This is a genomic window from Streptomyces sp. NPDC098789, from assembly GCF_044759975.1.
Taxonomy (GTDB): domain Bacteria; phylum Actinomycetota; class Actinomycetes; order Streptomycetales; family Streptomycetaceae; genus Streptomyces.
The window spans coordinates 222,994-238,208 of record NZ_JBIWAJ010000015.1; the positions used below are offsets into that span (position 1 = coordinate 222,994).

A 15,215-nucleotide genomic window follows, 5' to 3' on the forward strand; every position below is an offset into this window, starting at 1 on the left:
GCGCGGGGCGGGCGGGGGCGGGAGCCCGCGTTCCCGCTCAGCGGGAACGCGGGCTCCGGATGGCTAGAGCGCCCCGACGAAGGCCGCGAAGGCGACCCGGCCGACGGTGAAGACGGGGCCGTCGGGGACCTTGGAATCCCGGACGGCGACCTGGCAGGGCTGGGGGGCGACCTCGACACAGTCGCCGCCGGTGCCTCCGCTGTAGGAAGCCTTGCGCCAGACGGCAGCGCCCAGAGGGGCGCATTCGACGCACTCGCCGCCGCTGCTGCCGCTGTAGGAGGACTTACGCCAAGCGGCGACGCCGAGGGGAGCGCACTCGACGCAGTCGCCGCCACCGGAGCCGCTGTACGAAGCCTTACGCCACCGCGCGCCCTTCAGTTCCTGGGCGGTATCCATAGCGCTCCTCCACTACTCGGGCAATGAGTGCCGCCGAGTCCTCCACTGAGAGCGCGTCGGCCTGCAAGCGAGCGTATCCGAACGAACGCTCCTTGATCACTTGCGGGTTGGCGGTCATGTGCCCGATGTCGTAGCTCTCGGCATAGAAGAGATCTGGGTCGTCGTCGAAGCGCAAGAGGTTAAACGACCCCCGAGTCGCCGTGTGTTGCCCAGCGGAGAACGGGAGGATCTGGATCTGCACCCACTGCCGCTCACGGAAGCTCAGCAGGTGGAGGAGCTGGTCCCGCATGACCTCCCGGCCCCCGACCTCCCGAAGCAGCGCCGCCTCGTCCAGCACGACCCACACGGCGGGCGGGCACCCGCGCCCCAGGATGAGCTGGCGATCCAGTCGGGCTGCCACGAGTTCATCGAGGTTCTTCGGGTTGTCGGCGCTCAGCACCGCGCGCGCATAGGCCTCGGTCTGCAACAAGCCGTACACCACCTGGGCCTGATACGTGGAGATGTACTCCGCCCGGGCCTCCATCTCGGCGTACGCCTGGAACCAGTGCGGCAACTGGCTCCGTAGCACCAGACCCACCAGGCGGCTGAACTGGCCGTCCGTGCCCAGCGCAGCGTCCACGCGCTCCGAGAAGTCGCGGGTCGGGACCTTGCGGGCCGTCTCGATCTGGCCGATCAAGGAGCCGGTGCAGTAGATGATGTCGCCGAGCTGCGCTTGCTTCAGCCCGGCGGTCACCCGGCGGCTCCGCAACTCCGCTCCGTAGTAGTCCAGCGGGGAGGCGCTGGGATCGAGGTCACGGATGTGGACCATGGGCGGTCACCCCCAAGTACGCGCCGTGCGGCGCACGTTCCGGTCGGCGACCGAGCGTAGCGAGCCGACCGCACCCCGGTACCGAAAACGGGGCAACCGCCCACGCACGGGCTACTTCCTCGGGGTCGGACAGACCTGCCAGGCCAGGTGGTACAGGGTGTTCACGCTGGCGTCGGTCGAGTCCATGGCCATGAAGCTGGTCGTGCCCGGGGCCGACGTACCGGCGCTCACGCGCAGCTCCGTATTGATGTTGAAGTTGCGCTGCTCACCGCACGGCGCCCAGACCAGGTCGGCGTACTCGGTCTTGTCCGTCGTCTGCCAGTTGTCGTCGAGCGGCCCGGTGAACGAATGGGTCCGCTGCGTCGTCTGCGGCATGCCCTGGAAGTAGTAGCCCGCCCGTTCCTGGCCGGTGGCCCCGCGCTGGAGGCTGCCGAAGCCGCGGTAGTCGGCCTGGACGATGGCGTAGGTGAAGCCGTTCGGGACGTGTACGCGCAGGTTGAGCTGACAGTTCTTGCGGAAGGCGGTGGGAGGGGCGCCGGGGCCGACCTGGGCGAGGTACTCGCTGTAGGTCACCGTGAAGGCCGTGTTGTCGGGCGCGACGGCGACCTGCGCCGTCCCCTCTCGGCAACCGGAGCCGTTGACGGTGGCGAGCTCGATCACGATCTTGTCCGGCGGGACGGTGATGGGACCCGCCTGGGCGGGGGCGGCGGTGGCGAGGAGGGCGGCGGTCGCGCCGACGGCGAGCAGGGTTCGGGACAGGGGAAGAGACATCGTTGTCGCTCCTGACCGTTCGAGGGGTGGGGCAGGGGTCAGGCGGCCGGACACTGCTTCCACTCGAAGTGGTAGACCGTGTTCACGCTGCCGTCCGTCGAGTCCATGCTCATGAAGCTCGTGCTCTGGGGACTGGACGAGCCCGCGTAGACGCGCAGTTCGGTGTTGACGTTGAGGATCTTGTCCTCGCCGCAGGCGGCCCAGACCAGGTCCGCGTAGCCGGTCTGGTCGCTGGCCTGCCAGTTGTCCCCGTACGGGCCGCTGAACTGGTGGGTGGTGCGGGCGGTCTGCGACTGGCCCTGGAAGTAGTAGCCGGCGCGCTCCTGCCCGTACGCCCCGCGCTGGAGGCTGGCGAAGCCGCGGTAGTCGGCGCGCGCGATGGCGTAGGTGAACCCCTGCGGCACGTGCACCCGCAGCGCGAGCTGGCAGTTCTTCCGGAAGTCCGTCCCCCCGGCCCCCGCCCCGGCCTGAGCCAGGTAATCGCTGTAGGTGACGGTGAAGGCGGTGTTGTCGGGGGCCGCGGCGACATCAGCCGTCCCCGCGGGACACCCGGAACCATTGGCCCCGACCACCTCCACGGTGACCCGACCCGGAGGTACGTACGCGCCGTACGCACTGTCCGCATGGGCGGTGGCGGTGGGGACGGCGACGGCCGTCAGGGTCAGGGCCGCGGCCCCGAGGCCACATCTACGCAGGTTCATGTCCGGTACTCCGTCCGGTAGCTACGAACCCGGATCCGCAATCCGGATCCGGCTTGAGCATGCACATGCCACCACTCCCCCAGGCCCCCGGTAAGGACGTGATACGGACAACACCCCCACCACACCACCAACTGGCCGGAACCCATCCCTCCGCTCCCCCACCCGACACCCCCATCAGGCGACGTACGACGGCCCGCCCCGGCCCACCCTCCCCAGGATGTCCGGATCCCCCACGAAGCCCCGACGCGGCGATCGGCCGCCCACTCACTCAGCGCGCGCGGTGATCCTCGTACCATCAATCCGCAGAGAGTCAGAAGCTCAAGCCCACCTCGCAGAAGGGGAGTTGGGGCTTCCATCCGCACGAGGAGGGTTCGCATGGGCTGGGGCGGGGGTCGCGTCATGCGTGACCGGAACGTGGGGTTCTACCTCACCGGTGTGGTGGTGTCGGGCTTCGGCAGCTCGGCGATGTCCCTCGCGGCGGGGGTGTGGGCCAAGTCGATCACCGGATCGGACAGCCTGGCGGCCCTGACCACGTTCTGTGTGTGGGCTCCGATGCTCTTCGGGCCGATCATCGGCACGATCGCCGACCGGGTCCGCAGGCGGCCGCTGCTGATCTGGTCCAATCTGGCCATGGCCGCCCTGCTGCCCTGCCTCGTCCTCGTCGACTCGGAGGACCGGATCTGGCTGCTGTTCGCGGTGCTGATCATCTACGGCACCTCCACGGTACTGATGGACGCGGCCGAGGCCGCGCTGGTCGCCGCGGCCGTCCCGGAGGAGCTGCGGGGCGACTTCAACGGCCTGCGCCTGACAGCCAACGAGGGCATGAAACTCCTGGCCCCGCTGCTGGGAGCGGGCCTCTACCTCCGCTTCGGCGGGCCGAGCGTCGCGCTCCTGGACGCGGCCACCTTCGTCCTCGCGGCCGCGGCCTTCACCCTCATCCGGGTCCGCGAAGTCCCACCGGCCCGCACCGCGCGGCAGCCCTGGACCGCCCAGGTCTCCGAAGGCGTCCGCTTCCTGCGCACGCACCCCACCCTCCGGCGCCTGGTCCTGACCGGCGCCGTCACGATGGGCATGGCCGGCGTCAACGGCGCCTCCGTCTACGCCATCGTGGACTCGGGCCTGCACCGCACACCCGCCTTCGTCGGCGTCCTCTACGCCGCGCAGGGCGTGGGCTCCGTCCTGAGCGGCCTGCTCGCCGGCGCCCTGCTGCGCCGCCTGCCCGAACGCGTCTTCACCGCCGCCGGAGTCCTCCTCTTCGCGCTCGGTGTCGCCCTGCGCGCCGTGCCGTCCACGCCGGTCGCCCTGGTCGCGAGCGCCATGATCGGGCTGGGCCTCCCGTGCGCGCTCATCGCCGCCATGACCGCCGTACAGCGCGAAACCCCGAGCGAACTCCTGGGGCGAGTGGCGGCCACCGCCAACACCCTCCTCCTCGCCCCGAACGCCGTCTTCCTGGCCCTGGGCGCCGCCCTGCTCCCCCTCGTCGACCACCGCATCCTCATCGTCACCGCCGCGGCCGTGGCCGCGTGCGCGGCCCTCGGCTGCCTGACGGGCGGCGGCACCGAGGACCGCCCGCAGACCCCCGACACGACCGAGCCGACCAAAACCCCGACCGAAGACCGGACTTAACCAACCGAGAAGGTGGCACCGGGAGCGGCGTACTCAACGGGACCCTCAAACCGAACGGAGGCACGCTCCACGGCCTCCTCCGGACTCAGGAAACGCCCGACGTGCGTGACGATCAGCCGCCCCGCACGCGCAGCACTCGCCGTATCCCCGGCATCCTCAGGCGTGTGGTGCACCTGCTCACCCTCCCCCTCGGCCGGCGCCTGTGCACTCTCGGCCTCGCACAACAACACGTCGCACCGCTCGGCCAGCTGCGTGAGGTTGGCGCACGGCGCCGTATCCCCGGAGTAGACCAGCGACCTGCCCCCACCCTCGACCCGAAGCCCGAAGGCCGGAATCCCGTGCGCCACCGCACGGGACGTCAGCATCAACTCACCCACCCGCACCCGATGCCCGTCGTACAACTCATGCACGTCGAAGGCCGCTTCGACCGGGCTGCGGCTCGCAGTATTGGTGAGGAAATGGGCCAGCCGGTCGGCAATGCCCGGCGGACCGTACAGCGGGATCGGGGCGGCGAGCTCCACGTCCGCGAAGAGGGCGGCGTAGTAAGTGGTGAGCAGATCAGCACTGTGATCGGCATGCAGATGCGAGATCCAGATCGCATCCAAATCCTCAAGCCGCACATGCCGTTGCAACTGGGCCAGCGTCCCAGTCCCCGCATCCACCCACACCCGGGTGTCACCGGCGGCCACCAGATACCCGGAGCAAGGGTTGTCCACGCTCGGATACGGCGTCGCACACCCCAGAACGGTCAGCCGAAGAAGATCACTACTCATCCGCGGAGTGTATGGAGTCCCCCCGCTCCACAACCACCCAAAAATTCTCCGCGACATCCGGCCGTCCCGCGTAGTCAAGAGGGTATGCACGGCGATCACCAGGCAAGCGACGCAAGCGAACGGGCGGGAACCGAGTGAAATCAGCACAGGAGGACGCGTACCTGGAGTTCGTGACCGCGCGGTCGAAAGCCCTCTACCGCTCGGCGTACACCCTCGCGGCCGGCGACGCCCACCTCGCCGAGGACCTGGTCCAGGAGACCTTCAGCCGGCTCTACGTGCACTGGGGCCGAGTGTCCCGCGCGGACAGCCCGGCGGCGTACGCCCAAACCGTCCTGGTCCGTACGTTCCTCAGCCTCCGGCGCCGCCGCAGCACGGCCGAGCGCCCCACCGGAACCGTCCCCGACAGCGCTGACTCCAGCGCCCCCGACTCCGCCCTCCGCATCACCTTGATGGACGCACTGGCCCAACTCCCGCCCCGCGAACGGGCGGTACTCCTCCTCCGCTACTGGGAGGGCCACACCATCGAGGAAACCGCCCGAACCCTGAAGCTGAGCAACAGCGCGATCCGCTCCCAGGGCACCCGGGCCCTCACCAGACTCCGCGCCCTACTGGGCGAATCCCTCTCGGACCTGGTCCCGCACTAACTAGCCGCCCCCACTCCCCCAGCGACGGAGAACTGAGACCACCATGCCGTTCGAAACAGACCTGGCCCACGCCCTGAACCGCACCACGGACTCCCTCGAACCCGACCTCACCCCGCTCCTGAACGACGCCATCGCCCGCGGGCGCACCCACCAGCGCCGACGACGCAACGCGGGCATCCTGGCCGGCGCCGCCGCCTGCGCCGTCCTCACGGCCGGCGGCCTGCTCCTGCCCGACGCCCTCGCCAGGATCCACTCCCCCAGCTCCGACATGGAACCGGCAGCCCTGGCCCTCCCCCGCTCTGCGGTCTCCGGCGACCAAATGATCCAGGCCCTGCAACAGACCTTCCCCGGCGGCAAGTACAGCCAGCAGAGCGGCCAGAGCAACAACCCGGCGGACCCCTCAGCCGGCTACGTCGCCAACGGCGGCTTCCTCTTCGACGACGGCCACGGCCCCGCCTTCGTAGGCATCTCGGCGGTCCGCCTAAAGCTCCCCCTCCGAGACGGCGACGGCCTCACCTGCGACCGCACCCCCGCCCGCCCCAAGGGCGACACCTGCACCCTGACCGAACTCCCGGACACCCCGACCACCCCAGGCGGAGCCGTAGTCATGTCGGAACGCAACGCCGCCGACCCCACCCCAGGCTCCGCCCAACGCTGGACGCTAACGCTGACCATCAAATCCACGGGCGCCCAACTCCAACTAACCCAGTGGAACAGCAAGGGCGGCGGCACAGCCCCCGAAACCCCGAAGCCGACCCGCCCCACTCCCCCCCTCACCGAAGCCCAGGCGGTAACCGCCCTCACGAGCCCCACCTGGACCCCGATCCTGAGCGCGGTCGGCTAACCTCACCCCCGACGCCAGGCAGGCCCATCGAACGCTGGCGAAAGCTGACGTATCGATGCCTATTCGCATTCGCCTTATACCGAAGAATCTCAACGCCATCATGGCGGCCACCCCAGAGAGAACCGAAGCAACCAGCACCGAACTTGAGGTCCACCCGGGTTGAGCCGCCCACATCAAACGCGGACCACGCACCCGAGGCCGGGTCAGGAACCTTCTCTCCGCGCAACCCGCAGCACCAGGATCAGCGGACTTCGCCTCAAAGCCCCGTCTCCCTTCAGAGTGATCTCACCACCCTCGGAAGCCCAGGTACGCATCAGCTCGGACCGCTCCATCCGGACGCACTCCAGGTATCCACTCCCCCAGTTTCGAGCGTCGCGCAGGAGGACAACCTAGGATCAAATACTTTGCACAAACCCATCCGCTGTTGCTGCTGCCGGCAAGACGCCGAGAAACCCCGCCAGGACTTACCTGGCGAGGCTTCTCTAATTTTTCCTAATTCAGCATACTCGAGCTATTCAAATAAGAGTACTGCAACCCACGAGAGCTTCTGGCACGTTTACTTCAACGGGCTGACACAGTCTTCAGAATCTACCACGAGAACGCCCGACAGAGTCATCCTCGAAATGTCGGCCAGATAGGGCTCCTCCCCGTCATGCCGCATGCAGAATGTCACACTCCCCGTGACTACATTCTCGTCATACAAAGTGGGGCCGATCGAAATGTATGCACTCCCAGGCGGCGAATTAGAGATTTGACACAGAGCAAAGAGTGCGCCGTGAGCAAACGAATAGGCTCGCCTAAGCAGTGTTTCACTTCGCGTCGGATCATCTTCCGATAGGTCGAGATCCGGAATGGGTCGACCATTAATAGCGGCTTCGTATCCAGTCAAGTCAGTGAACGATGATCGATTCCCCCTGTAACTCTCAGAGAAGAGCCGAAGAACCCAGGCCCCGCTAGGGTCAGCTACCCACCCCGAGTCCAGAGCAGACCTAAATAGCTCCGGGACGTCCCCCTCGGTCACTCGCTCCAGGAACTCCGGCTGAACCAGACCTGAGAACATCGCATTGAACTTCACTTCGCTTCACTTCCCTATCCAGTCCAGCGATCAAAAATCTTCCGTCTCTGCATGAACTCCATCAGCCGCACCCGGCGCGAGACTAACAAACCTGACCAAGGAAGCTCAGCCCCTTCTTGACACCCTTTGCCATATCAGTCTTTGCGAGCTCTTTCTGCAGGTTCTTCGGCAATCCATCAAACTGTCCAGTATCAAAATTGTACTGATACTTGGGGGCGTCAGATGATTTCATACCGTTGACTTGAACCTGCAAATGCATCTGCCCAGGCCGGCCACCAGGGTTGGGATTCTCCACATCGATACGCATCCCATTAGGACCTCGCCACACCGTCGAACTCGTGATCTGCGTGCCATTCGCACCAATCATGCCACTGCCGTCAGCATTGTGGACGAGGACGGGAGTTGCACCAGCGATCACATAGTACGTGTGCAGGTCAGCAATGGTCAGGTTGTACATATCGGCGGCAGTCGCCAGAGCAGCGATCGCCACGATTACTGCGGGGCGACCCTCGTCGGTTACGAGTGCATGCCCAGGGATGAGTTGACCCGCCGGGATCCAGGTCTTGCTGGTGTCGTCCCAGAAGGGGTGGTTGAAAGTGGTGTGGACGGTGCCAAGTTCCCCCGTCTCGCCTTGGACCTCCAAATCGACGAGGTCTTCGTCGTAGTGGACCATCGTGGCATCGACGCGCCGGGTGCCCTGGTGGTCCCCGGTTTCCGGGTTGGCAGATTCCACTCTGTCGCCAACCTCGATTTCCCCGATGGGCTTTGTCCCGCCATCCGCCATGAGAACCGGCGTATCAGGACTGAAGCTGCACGGGGCGCTCTTAACGAACCGGCTTCCGACTTGCTCCTCCTTGGAAAGCAAGACGCCGGCGCCAATACCACCACCCGCAATCAGGCTCCCACCCGACGCTCCGCCCGTCATGAGGTCGGCGACGAATTCACCGCACGCCGCGGGAGCAACCAAGCAGGTGGGTCCCAATTCCGTAGCCAGAGCCAAGGCCACAGGGGCGAGTACCGCCGCCAGGGCCGCAAAAGCGACACCGTACACGACAGCGCAAGTCCAACCCGAGCATTTCCCATTCATTGACGCGTAATTCGTATCACTGTTCGACGCGCCGGCAAGGTAGTAAGTCTGAGGTTCCTGACGTCCGCCAGTTGAACATTGACTGGCCGGATAGGTGCATCCACCTGAAGAACTGCCGCTTCCCGCGTAACTCGATGAGGCCCTCCCGCGCGACCTCGGCGGATGCCAGGTATTCCTGATTTGCTCCAAGCTATTAAGTCCGCCATCACCGCGACTGCGGGCATCGTCGCGGTTCTGCAGGGTCTTCGTTCCGCCGCCGCCGTTGTTGCCTCCGCTATCGAACCAACCGCCGCCGTCATTCATCCCTTCGATGAGGTGCAGCCCCGAAGGGTCTGAATTCCCGACCGGGTTTCCGTTGGCGTAGGTATACCCGTTCATCTGGAGCGGGTTGGTGATGTCTATGAGCGGGTCGACACTGGCGAAGCGGCCGGTGGTGGGGTCGTATTCGCGGGCGCCGATGTGGGTGAGGCCGGTGGTGTTGTCGTCGTTGCCTGTGCCGAGGAAGGTGCGGCTGCCGGGCCAGTTGGCGGGTTGGGCGCCGCGGGGGTTGCCGTAGGGGTCGGACTTGCGGCGAGTGACGGTCTGCCCGGTGGACTGGTCGATGGATGTGGTGGCGGTGCCGTGGTGGTCGGGCAGTTGGACGGACAGGAGGTGGCCGGTGTCCTTGGCCTTGGTGCGGCGGACCGTGGTGGCGCCAGGGCCGGGGTAGTAGCGGACGGCGTCGACGGCGTCGCCGTTCTTGTTGACGGTGATCTCGGATTCGCCGAGGTAGAGAGTGCGGCTGCTGCCGTTGTCCTCGATCAGGCGGTTACCGGAGGCGTCGTAGAGGTAGGTGGTGGTGCTGTTGAAGCTCCACTGCTGGTTGGCGCCGCCGTTGCACGCCCACAGTTTGAGGTCGGTGCCGGCGGTTTCGTTGTTGTTGGGGACGTCGACGCACTGCCCGGTCACCGGGTTCTGGAGGCTCTTGTCCGCGGCGCGGTAGACGAACTTCTGCTTGTCGCTGCCGTCGCAGGTGGCCAGAACGATGTTGCCCGCGTTGTTGGTCAGGCACTTGCCGAGGGCTTGGACGGTGTCGCCGGTCAGGCGCCACTGCTGCGCTCGGGTCTCGTTGCAGTACCAGATCTGGAGGGGGGTGTTGTCGGCGGTGTTGGCGTTGTCGACGTCGAGGCACTTGCCGGACAGGCCGGTGACGGCGACGGCGCCGATGCCGGGGCTGGTGGCGGTGGTGACCTTGTTACGGCGGTCCCAGTCCAGGGTCTGGGTGTCCCCGCCGATGGTGCGGCGGGTGGTGTTGCCGGAGGTGTCGTAGCCGTAGGTCGACTGCGCGTTGATCGTGGAGCCGGGCTTGCGGGTGAGCGAGTCGACCTTGGCCAGGGCGTGCGGCTGGGTCGTGGTGGTGGGCTGGGTGCCGTTGCCGGTGACCGTGACGCCGTAGGTGTAGTTGTACTCGTCGTCCAGGGCCCCGTTGGCCAGGTCGTGGTCGACGAGCTTGGTGCGGTTGCCGATGGCGTCGAAGGAGTACGACTGCCAGAAGCCGTCACCATCGGGTCCGGGGGTGACGTCGTTCAGGGAGGGGCCGGTGCAGGTCTCGGTCTTCGCGGTCCAGGCCTGGGTGAGCTGGCCCATCGGGTCGTAGGCGTAGCACTGGCGGTCGGTGCGGGCGCCGGGCTGGCTGTCCGTGATGGAGGTGATGTTGCCGGCGGGGTCGTACTGGTAGGAGACGTCGCTGATCCGGTTGGGGTTGGCAGTCTCCCGGTCGGTGATCGAGTTGGTGATGCGGCCGGTGTTCGCGTTGTAGTTGTTAGTGGTCCACACCCGCTGCGGAGCAGATCCCGACGCCGAACGGAGTACTTGACCGAAGGGGCTGTAGACGGTGTCGGCGGTGTACCAGGACAGGCCCGACATGGTGATCGGCTGGCCGTCGCCGTTGTAGCGGGTGATCAGCTTCTCGGCGGCGAGGCCGCCCGGGGTGGCCGGGAGGGTCGTCGACTGAATCTTGCCGGTCGACGTGTAGGTCGTGCCGTAGGCATAGGTGCCGGACAAGCCCTTGGCCGCGGGGACGTCCGGGATCGTGATCTTGGAGCCGGTGGGGCGGTACTCGGTGTCGTAGCCGGTGACCTCGCTGGTGAACGGCTTGCCGTCGTAGTAGCGGGTCGAGGTGACGGGCTGGCCCTTGGCACCCGGGAGGGAGTCGAAGCTCCACGACGCGACGAGCGGTCCGTCGGCGGCGTCGTCGCGGGTCTCGGTCTTGCGGCCCAGGACGTCGTACGTCGTGTACTGGGCGCGGCCGGCGGAGTCCTTGGCCCAGATCTGCTGGTCCAGGTTGTTGTAGCCGAACTCCGACGATCCCATGTCCGGGTCGTTGGAGGCGGTCATGCGGCCGCGGGCATCGTAGGTGTAGGACCAGTTGTTGCCCGCCGGGTCAGTGACCTTGGCGAGCTTGTTGCGGGTGTCGTAGCTGTAGCTGGTGGTGTTCCAGGTCGTCAGGTCGGTGGACGTGGCGTACTGGACGAGCGCGGTGCGCCCGAGGGCGTCCGTGGCGGTCTTGGTGGCACGACTGCCCTTGAGCGGGGTCAGGCCGTCGACCGACATGCCGGTGCGGGCGAGCGTCCAGTCACCCTCATAGCGGACGGTGGTGGAGTACTGGGGTACGTCCGCGAAGAGGGTCGTGCTGCGTACGGCACGGCCAAGGCCGTCGTATGCCGTCTTGGTGGAGTTGGGGACCTTGAAGACCGACTCCGGGACGAAGATGTGCTTGTCCGGGTCGCCCTCCGCGTAGTAGCCGTTGTTGGTCTGTCGTACCGTGCCGTCCGCGCTGTAGAAGGTGTCCGTGATCAGGCGACCGCCGCCGAGGGCTTCGGCTTGGGACTGTCGCGGGCGCAGGAGGCCGTCGTAGATCACGACGGAGTTGGTGTATGTCCCGTTGTCCTCGAGGGTGCTGCTGGTGACGACCGGCGGCTCGTGCTCGGCAATCTGGTAGGCGAAGGTGTAGGCCGCCTTGTCCTTGCCCGGGTTCTGCGACGGCGTCCACACGGCGGTGGTCCGGCCGAGATTGTCGTACGACCTCGTGACCTTACGACCATTGGCATCCGTGGTCTCAAGGGCGCTGCCACGGCCCGGGTCGAATTGGGCCACCGTCACGTGCCCTGCGGCGTTGATCGCCGTGGTGCGGAAAGCCGGCCCGTTGGTCGGGCTGAAGGCCGTGGACGTAGCCCTACCCAACGCGTCGTAAACCTTCGTGGTGCGCCCGAGGACGTCGTAGTCCATCCGTGCCGTGGTGCTCCAGCCGGTACCACCCGCGTCGTTGGTGTCGATCTGGTAGACTAGACCCCTGACCGGTGTAGTGCCGAAGGCATTCAACGCGTCATAGGACGTGCGCGCGTCAGAGACGACCGCACCGGTGCCGGACTGAGAGCAGTCTCCCGCTGTGGTCCGGACCCGCTGAGTCAGCCCGATCAGGTACTTGGCCGGATTGTGGACGTACGTAGTGGTGGCACACTGCTGATCGCTAGCAGTCCAGCCGCCTGTACCGTTGGGCGTGAGTACCTCGGTCTGCAAAGTCAGCGCGAGACCGTACGTGGCGTCGAAAGTCGTCTTCTTTCGGACGGTGCGGGTCACGCCGCCGCTGATCGTCTCGATGTTGTCCGTGCGGGGCGTGGCGACCCGGAATGCTTCGAGCGCCGTGGTGCCTTCGCGCGGTCGTGAAGCCGTCTTCTGACTGGTCTTCCACGTCAGAACGCGGGCAACGACGTTTCCGCCCGCTTTACCGTACGTGATTGTTTCTGCGGCTTGTCCCTGGTACGCGAGTAGGTCCTCGCCGAGCTCTTCCGTGTTCGTGGAATCTTTCACCGTGACCTTCGGCCGGCCCGCGTCGGCGGACATACCTCGGAAGTACCGGGTACGGGTCTGGGACTCTTCGGTGGCATCCGCGGCACCAGTGTTGGCGGTGACACCCTTCTTGGCTATGACGCTCGCATAGCCGCGCCACTGACTGAACGTCCGCAATTCGGGCTTGGAGAACTCGTCGGTTTCCTTGGCCCAGGCCGCGTCACCTTCGTAGGTGTAGTTGGTGATCACCTCGTCTTGGCGGGCTACCCGGTCCTTCTCCGTCACCCGGTCAACGACATATTTGTTGAACCACTGCAGCGGAGGTGTCTCCAGCTCCGGGTCTGGTGACCAGTGGACCGGAAAGCAACGGGTCGTGTTCTCCTCCGGTTTGGGATGGGTTCCTCCGACCGGGCAAGGTGCCGAGTAGTCGGCGCGGATCTCACCGCCCGTCTCGGTGCGGATGGTCTCCACACGCAAGCGGTCGAAGTCGGGGGTGGCGTCGGTCGCGCTGGTCGCGACGCGGTTGGGCATGTCCTTGACATTGGCGAGGAAGGAGACCTGCGGGAGCGTGGTGCTCTGCTGGTTGCCGTTCTCGTCCTTGCCCACGCCGTAACCGGTGCGGGTGATGGACTCCAGCCACAGGGGTGGGTGAGTGTCCGTACGCTGCTTCGGGAAGGATTGAGTGAGGTTCCACCGGTCGACCAGCGAGAGGGCGGTGGAACCCTCAGTGCGCTGACCGAAGGTGGCGACCGAGGTCAGCCGCTTTCGGCTCCAAAAGGTCGGCGACGACGTGTAGCAGTCCTTCGCGTCAGCCTTGCAGTACAGCGTGGCAGGAGTATCCCACCAAGGCTGCTTCTCCTCGTAGTTCTTCGATTCGAACTCGGCGTCAGAGCAGGTCGTCTTGCCTTCCTTGATGCACCGCTCGGCGACCGTGAACTCGACCTTGCCCGCTGGAGCGCCGGCCAGATTATCGGAGCGCAGGCCGTACGTGATCTGAGTCGGATATCCGCCCCGGTCGTAGGTGACCCTTTCCTTCGTCTTCTGGTTCTTGGCGTAGCTGTTGGTTTCCTTGGCCCAATCGATGATCATGGCGTTGCCGTGGACGTCCTCGACGTAGTCGAGATTCCACCGCCATGCCTGGATGCAGCTGGAATCTGCGTACGCGGCCTGATAGCAGGGCTCGCCCGGGTGGTTGCCGAAGACCGGAGTGGTCAGGACAGAGTTCGTGACCGAGCGGCTCCCAGCTCCGTCGACATCATGCCGACCGAAAAAGTACCGGGTCCCATCCCGGGTGGTGACGATCCAGTACTCACCGTCCTTCGCGCCATTGGCGACGGCAGCATCGGACTTGTGCTCGACCTTTGAGCCGTCGTCGCTCTGAGGGATCCACTGACCAGTGGTGGCATCGTGGACCAGTTCAGTGGTGGTGCCGCCCAGGGACATCACCACGTTGTCGCCCGCCCAGCACAGGTCACCCTTCTTCTTGTCCGTGCTGTTGTCATTGTTGGGCTTGGCCGACGTTGCCTTCAGGTCGTCGACACAAGGGCGGTAGCGGCGTTCGATGGCACCCGGGTTGTAGTCCCATCCGTCACCGACCCAGGAGGCCTGGCCGTTGGCGACGGACGTCTTGCCGTCCACCGCCTGGGAGGAATACGTGAACGAGATCTTCGGGGCCGGCCCAGCCGGAGGCGCGGGCGCGGTCAGCGGGTAGCTCCAGGAGAACCCGCCGCCGCTGCCGCCCGCGGACCAGCTGCCGGACGCCGCCAGCGAGGTCGCCTTGTACGTGCCGCCCGCGCCCGAGCCCGAGTCGGACGCGGCGAGGACCATCGGGCCTCCGCCGCCGACCGCCATGGTGCGCATGCCCTGGCCCGGCGCGGTGGCCGGGTCGACGGTGGCGCGGACGGTGCCGGTGCTCGGATCGTTGGTGCTGGGGACGTCCTTCGCCGTGGTGCACTCGGGGACGTCCGGGGTCCGCAGGAAGCACTCCGGGAGCTGCTTCAGCTCCAGGCGGGAGGACCATTCGGTGCCGAAGAGGTCTTCGAACTTCTTGTAGTCCAGCTGGACGTCGACGGGCGTCGAGCCGGTCGCCGGGGGCGTGACCTTGATGATCGCGCCGTCGACGGCGGCGGCCTCGGTGGCCGGGCGTGCCTCGACGGAGACGCCCCAGGTTCCCGATGGCTCTGCCGGGGTGGGGTTCGACTCGGTGGGCGAGGCCTTGCCGATGCTCACCGGAAGCGTGCCGGCCTGCACCAACTGGCCCCCGCTGCCCGGGTTCAGTGCGACATCGGCCGAACCAGCTGCGGGTGGAGCCACCTTGGACGGCTCGTAGCCGGCCGGCGGCTGCACGGGCGCGCCGTCCCAGCCCTCCAGCTTCGCGGCTGCGACCTTGTCGAGCTTGGCCTTCATCTCCTTCTGGAGACCGGGCAGTTCGATCCCGCGGTCGCCCGGTGGCGCCGCCCAAGCAGCACTGGGCAAGAGCCCGGCGACGAGGAGCACCGAGAGGACGACCCCGGTGCGTCTTGCCATGCGACCGCGCACGGCACTCGCCTTCCCATTTCTGGGCAGGCGGAAGTTGTTCGCCGAGAACGGCGACATGTGGCCCCCCCACGATCTGCGCACCGGCACGCACACGACGCACGGGTCACAGGAAACTGACAGATTT

Annotated in this window: 9 protein-coding genes; 3 read left to right on the plus strand and 6 right to left on the minus strand. The window is 66.6% G+C overall.

All coding sequences use genetic code 11. From position 1 onward, the window contains the following. Positions 1-63: 63 nt before the first annotated feature. The 4 genes from ACIQWR_RS28100 to ACIQWR_RS28115 all read right to left on the minus strand — a co-directional run bounded on the left by ACIQWR_RS28100 (position 64) and on the right by ACIQWR_RS28115 (position 2,676). Positions 64-396 carry a DUF397 domain-containing protein gene (locus tag ACIQWR_RS28100; protein ID WP_404014967.1) on the minus strand — a complete coding sequence of 111 codons (333 nt, stop codon included), beginning with the start codon at positions 394-396 and terminating at the stop codon, positions 64-66. Further along, a complete protein-coding gene (locus tag ACIQWR_RS28105) occupies positions 356-1,204 on the minus strand; it encodes a helix-turn-helix domain-containing protein (protein ID WP_404014970.1) in 849 nt (282 codons plus the stop codon). The genes ACIQWR_RS28100 and ACIQWR_RS28105 overlap by 41 nt, the downstream gene beginning before the upstream one ends. Positions 1,205-1,315: 111 nt before the next feature. Next, positions 1,316-1,975: a DUF4360 domain-containing protein gene (locus tag ACIQWR_RS28110; RefSeq protein ID WP_404014973.1), complete on the minus strand. Its 660-nt coding sequence runs from the start codon at positions 1,973-1,975 to the stop codon at positions 1,316-1,318. A 38-nt stretch (positions 1,976-2,013) separates the two neighbouring features. Beyond that, positions 2,014-2,676 carry a DUF4360 domain-containing protein gene (locus ACIQWR_RS28115; protein ID WP_404014976.1) on the minus strand — a complete coding sequence of 221 codons (663 nt, stop codon included), beginning with the start codon at positions 2,674-2,676 and terminating at the stop codon, positions 2,014-2,016. 399 nt (positions 2,677-3,075) lie between these two features. On the opposite strand from ACIQWR_RS28115, the gene ACIQWR_RS28120 reads away from it, so the two are divergent. Next, a complete protein-coding gene (locus ACIQWR_RS28120; protein ID WP_404014979.1) occupies positions 3,076-4,302 on the plus strand; it encodes an MFS transporter in 1,227 nt (408 codons plus the stop codon). On the opposite strand, the gene ACIQWR_RS28125 is transcribed toward ACIQWR_RS28120, so the two are convergent. After that, a complete protein-coding gene (locus ACIQWR_RS28125; RefSeq protein WP_404014982.1) occupies positions 4,299-5,075 on the minus strand; it encodes an MBL fold metallo-hydrolase in 777 nt (258 codons plus the stop codon). The two genes, ACIQWR_RS28120 and ACIQWR_RS28125, sit on opposite strands and share 4 nt — an antisense overlap. A 134-nt stretch (positions 5,076-5,209) precedes the next feature. Here ACIQWR_RS28125 and ACIQWR_RS28130 point away from each other — a divergent pair, with 134 nt between their 5' ends. Both ACIQWR_RS28130 and ACIQWR_RS28135 read left to right on the plus strand, forming a co-directional pair. Next, positions 5,210-5,719: a SigE family RNA polymerase sigma factor gene (locus ACIQWR_RS28130; RefSeq protein WP_404014984.1), complete on the plus strand. Its 510-nt coding sequence runs from the start codon at positions 5,210-5,212 to the stop codon at positions 5,717-5,719. 43 nt (positions 5,720-5,762) lie between these two features. Beyond that, entirely contained in the window at positions 5,763-6,563 is an 801-nt protein-coding gene (locus ACIQWR_RS28135; RefSeq protein WP_404014987.1) for a hypothetical protein, read from the plus strand. Between the two features lie 1,157 nt (positions 6,564-7,720). On the opposite strand, the gene ACIQWR_RS28140 is transcribed toward ACIQWR_RS28135, so the two are convergent. Beyond that, the gene (locus tag ACIQWR_RS28140) at positions 7,721-15,148 is read right to left on the minus strand and encodes a ricin-type beta-trefoil lectin domain protein (protein WP_404014989.1); all 7,428 of its coding nucleotides are present in this window, start codon (positions 15,146-15,148) and stop codon (positions 7,721-7,723) included. Positions 15,149-15,215 lie beyond the last annotated feature (67 nt).

Bases quoted from the DNA above. Each gene is read 5' to 3' on its own strand.
- ACIQWR_RS28100 (WP_404014967.1), bottom strand. From the start codon at position 396: ATGGATACCGCCCAGGAACTGAAGGGCGCGCGGTGGCGTAAGGCTTCG.
- ACIQWR_RS28105 (WP_404014970.1), bottom strand. From the start codon at position 1,204: ATGGTCCACATCCGTGACCTCGATCCCAGCGCCTCCCCGCTGGACTAC.
- ACIQWR_RS28110 (WP_404014973.1), bottom strand. From the start codon at position 1,975: ATGTCTCTTCCCCTGTCCCGAACCCTGCTCGCCGTCGGCGCGACCGCC.
- ACIQWR_RS28115 (WP_404014976.1), bottom strand. From the start codon at position 2,676: ATGAACCTGCGTAGATGTGGCCTCGGGGCCGCGGCCCTGACCCTGACG.
- ACIQWR_RS28120 (WP_404014979.1), top strand. From the start codon at position 3,076: ATGCGTGACCGGAACGTGGGGTTCTACCTCACCGGTGTGGTGGTGTCG.
- ACIQWR_RS28125 (WP_404014982.1), bottom strand. From the start codon at position 5,075: ATGAGTAGTGATCTTCTTCGGCTGACCGTTCTGGGGTGTGCGACGCCG.
- ACIQWR_RS28135 (WP_404014987.1), top strand. From the start codon at position 5,763: ATGCCGTTCGAAACAGACCTGGCCCACGCCCTGAACCGCACCACGGAC.
- ACIQWR_RS28140 (WP_404014989.1), bottom strand. From the start codon at position 15,148: ATGTCGCCGTTCTCGGCGAACAACTTCCGCCTGCCCAGAAATGGGAAG.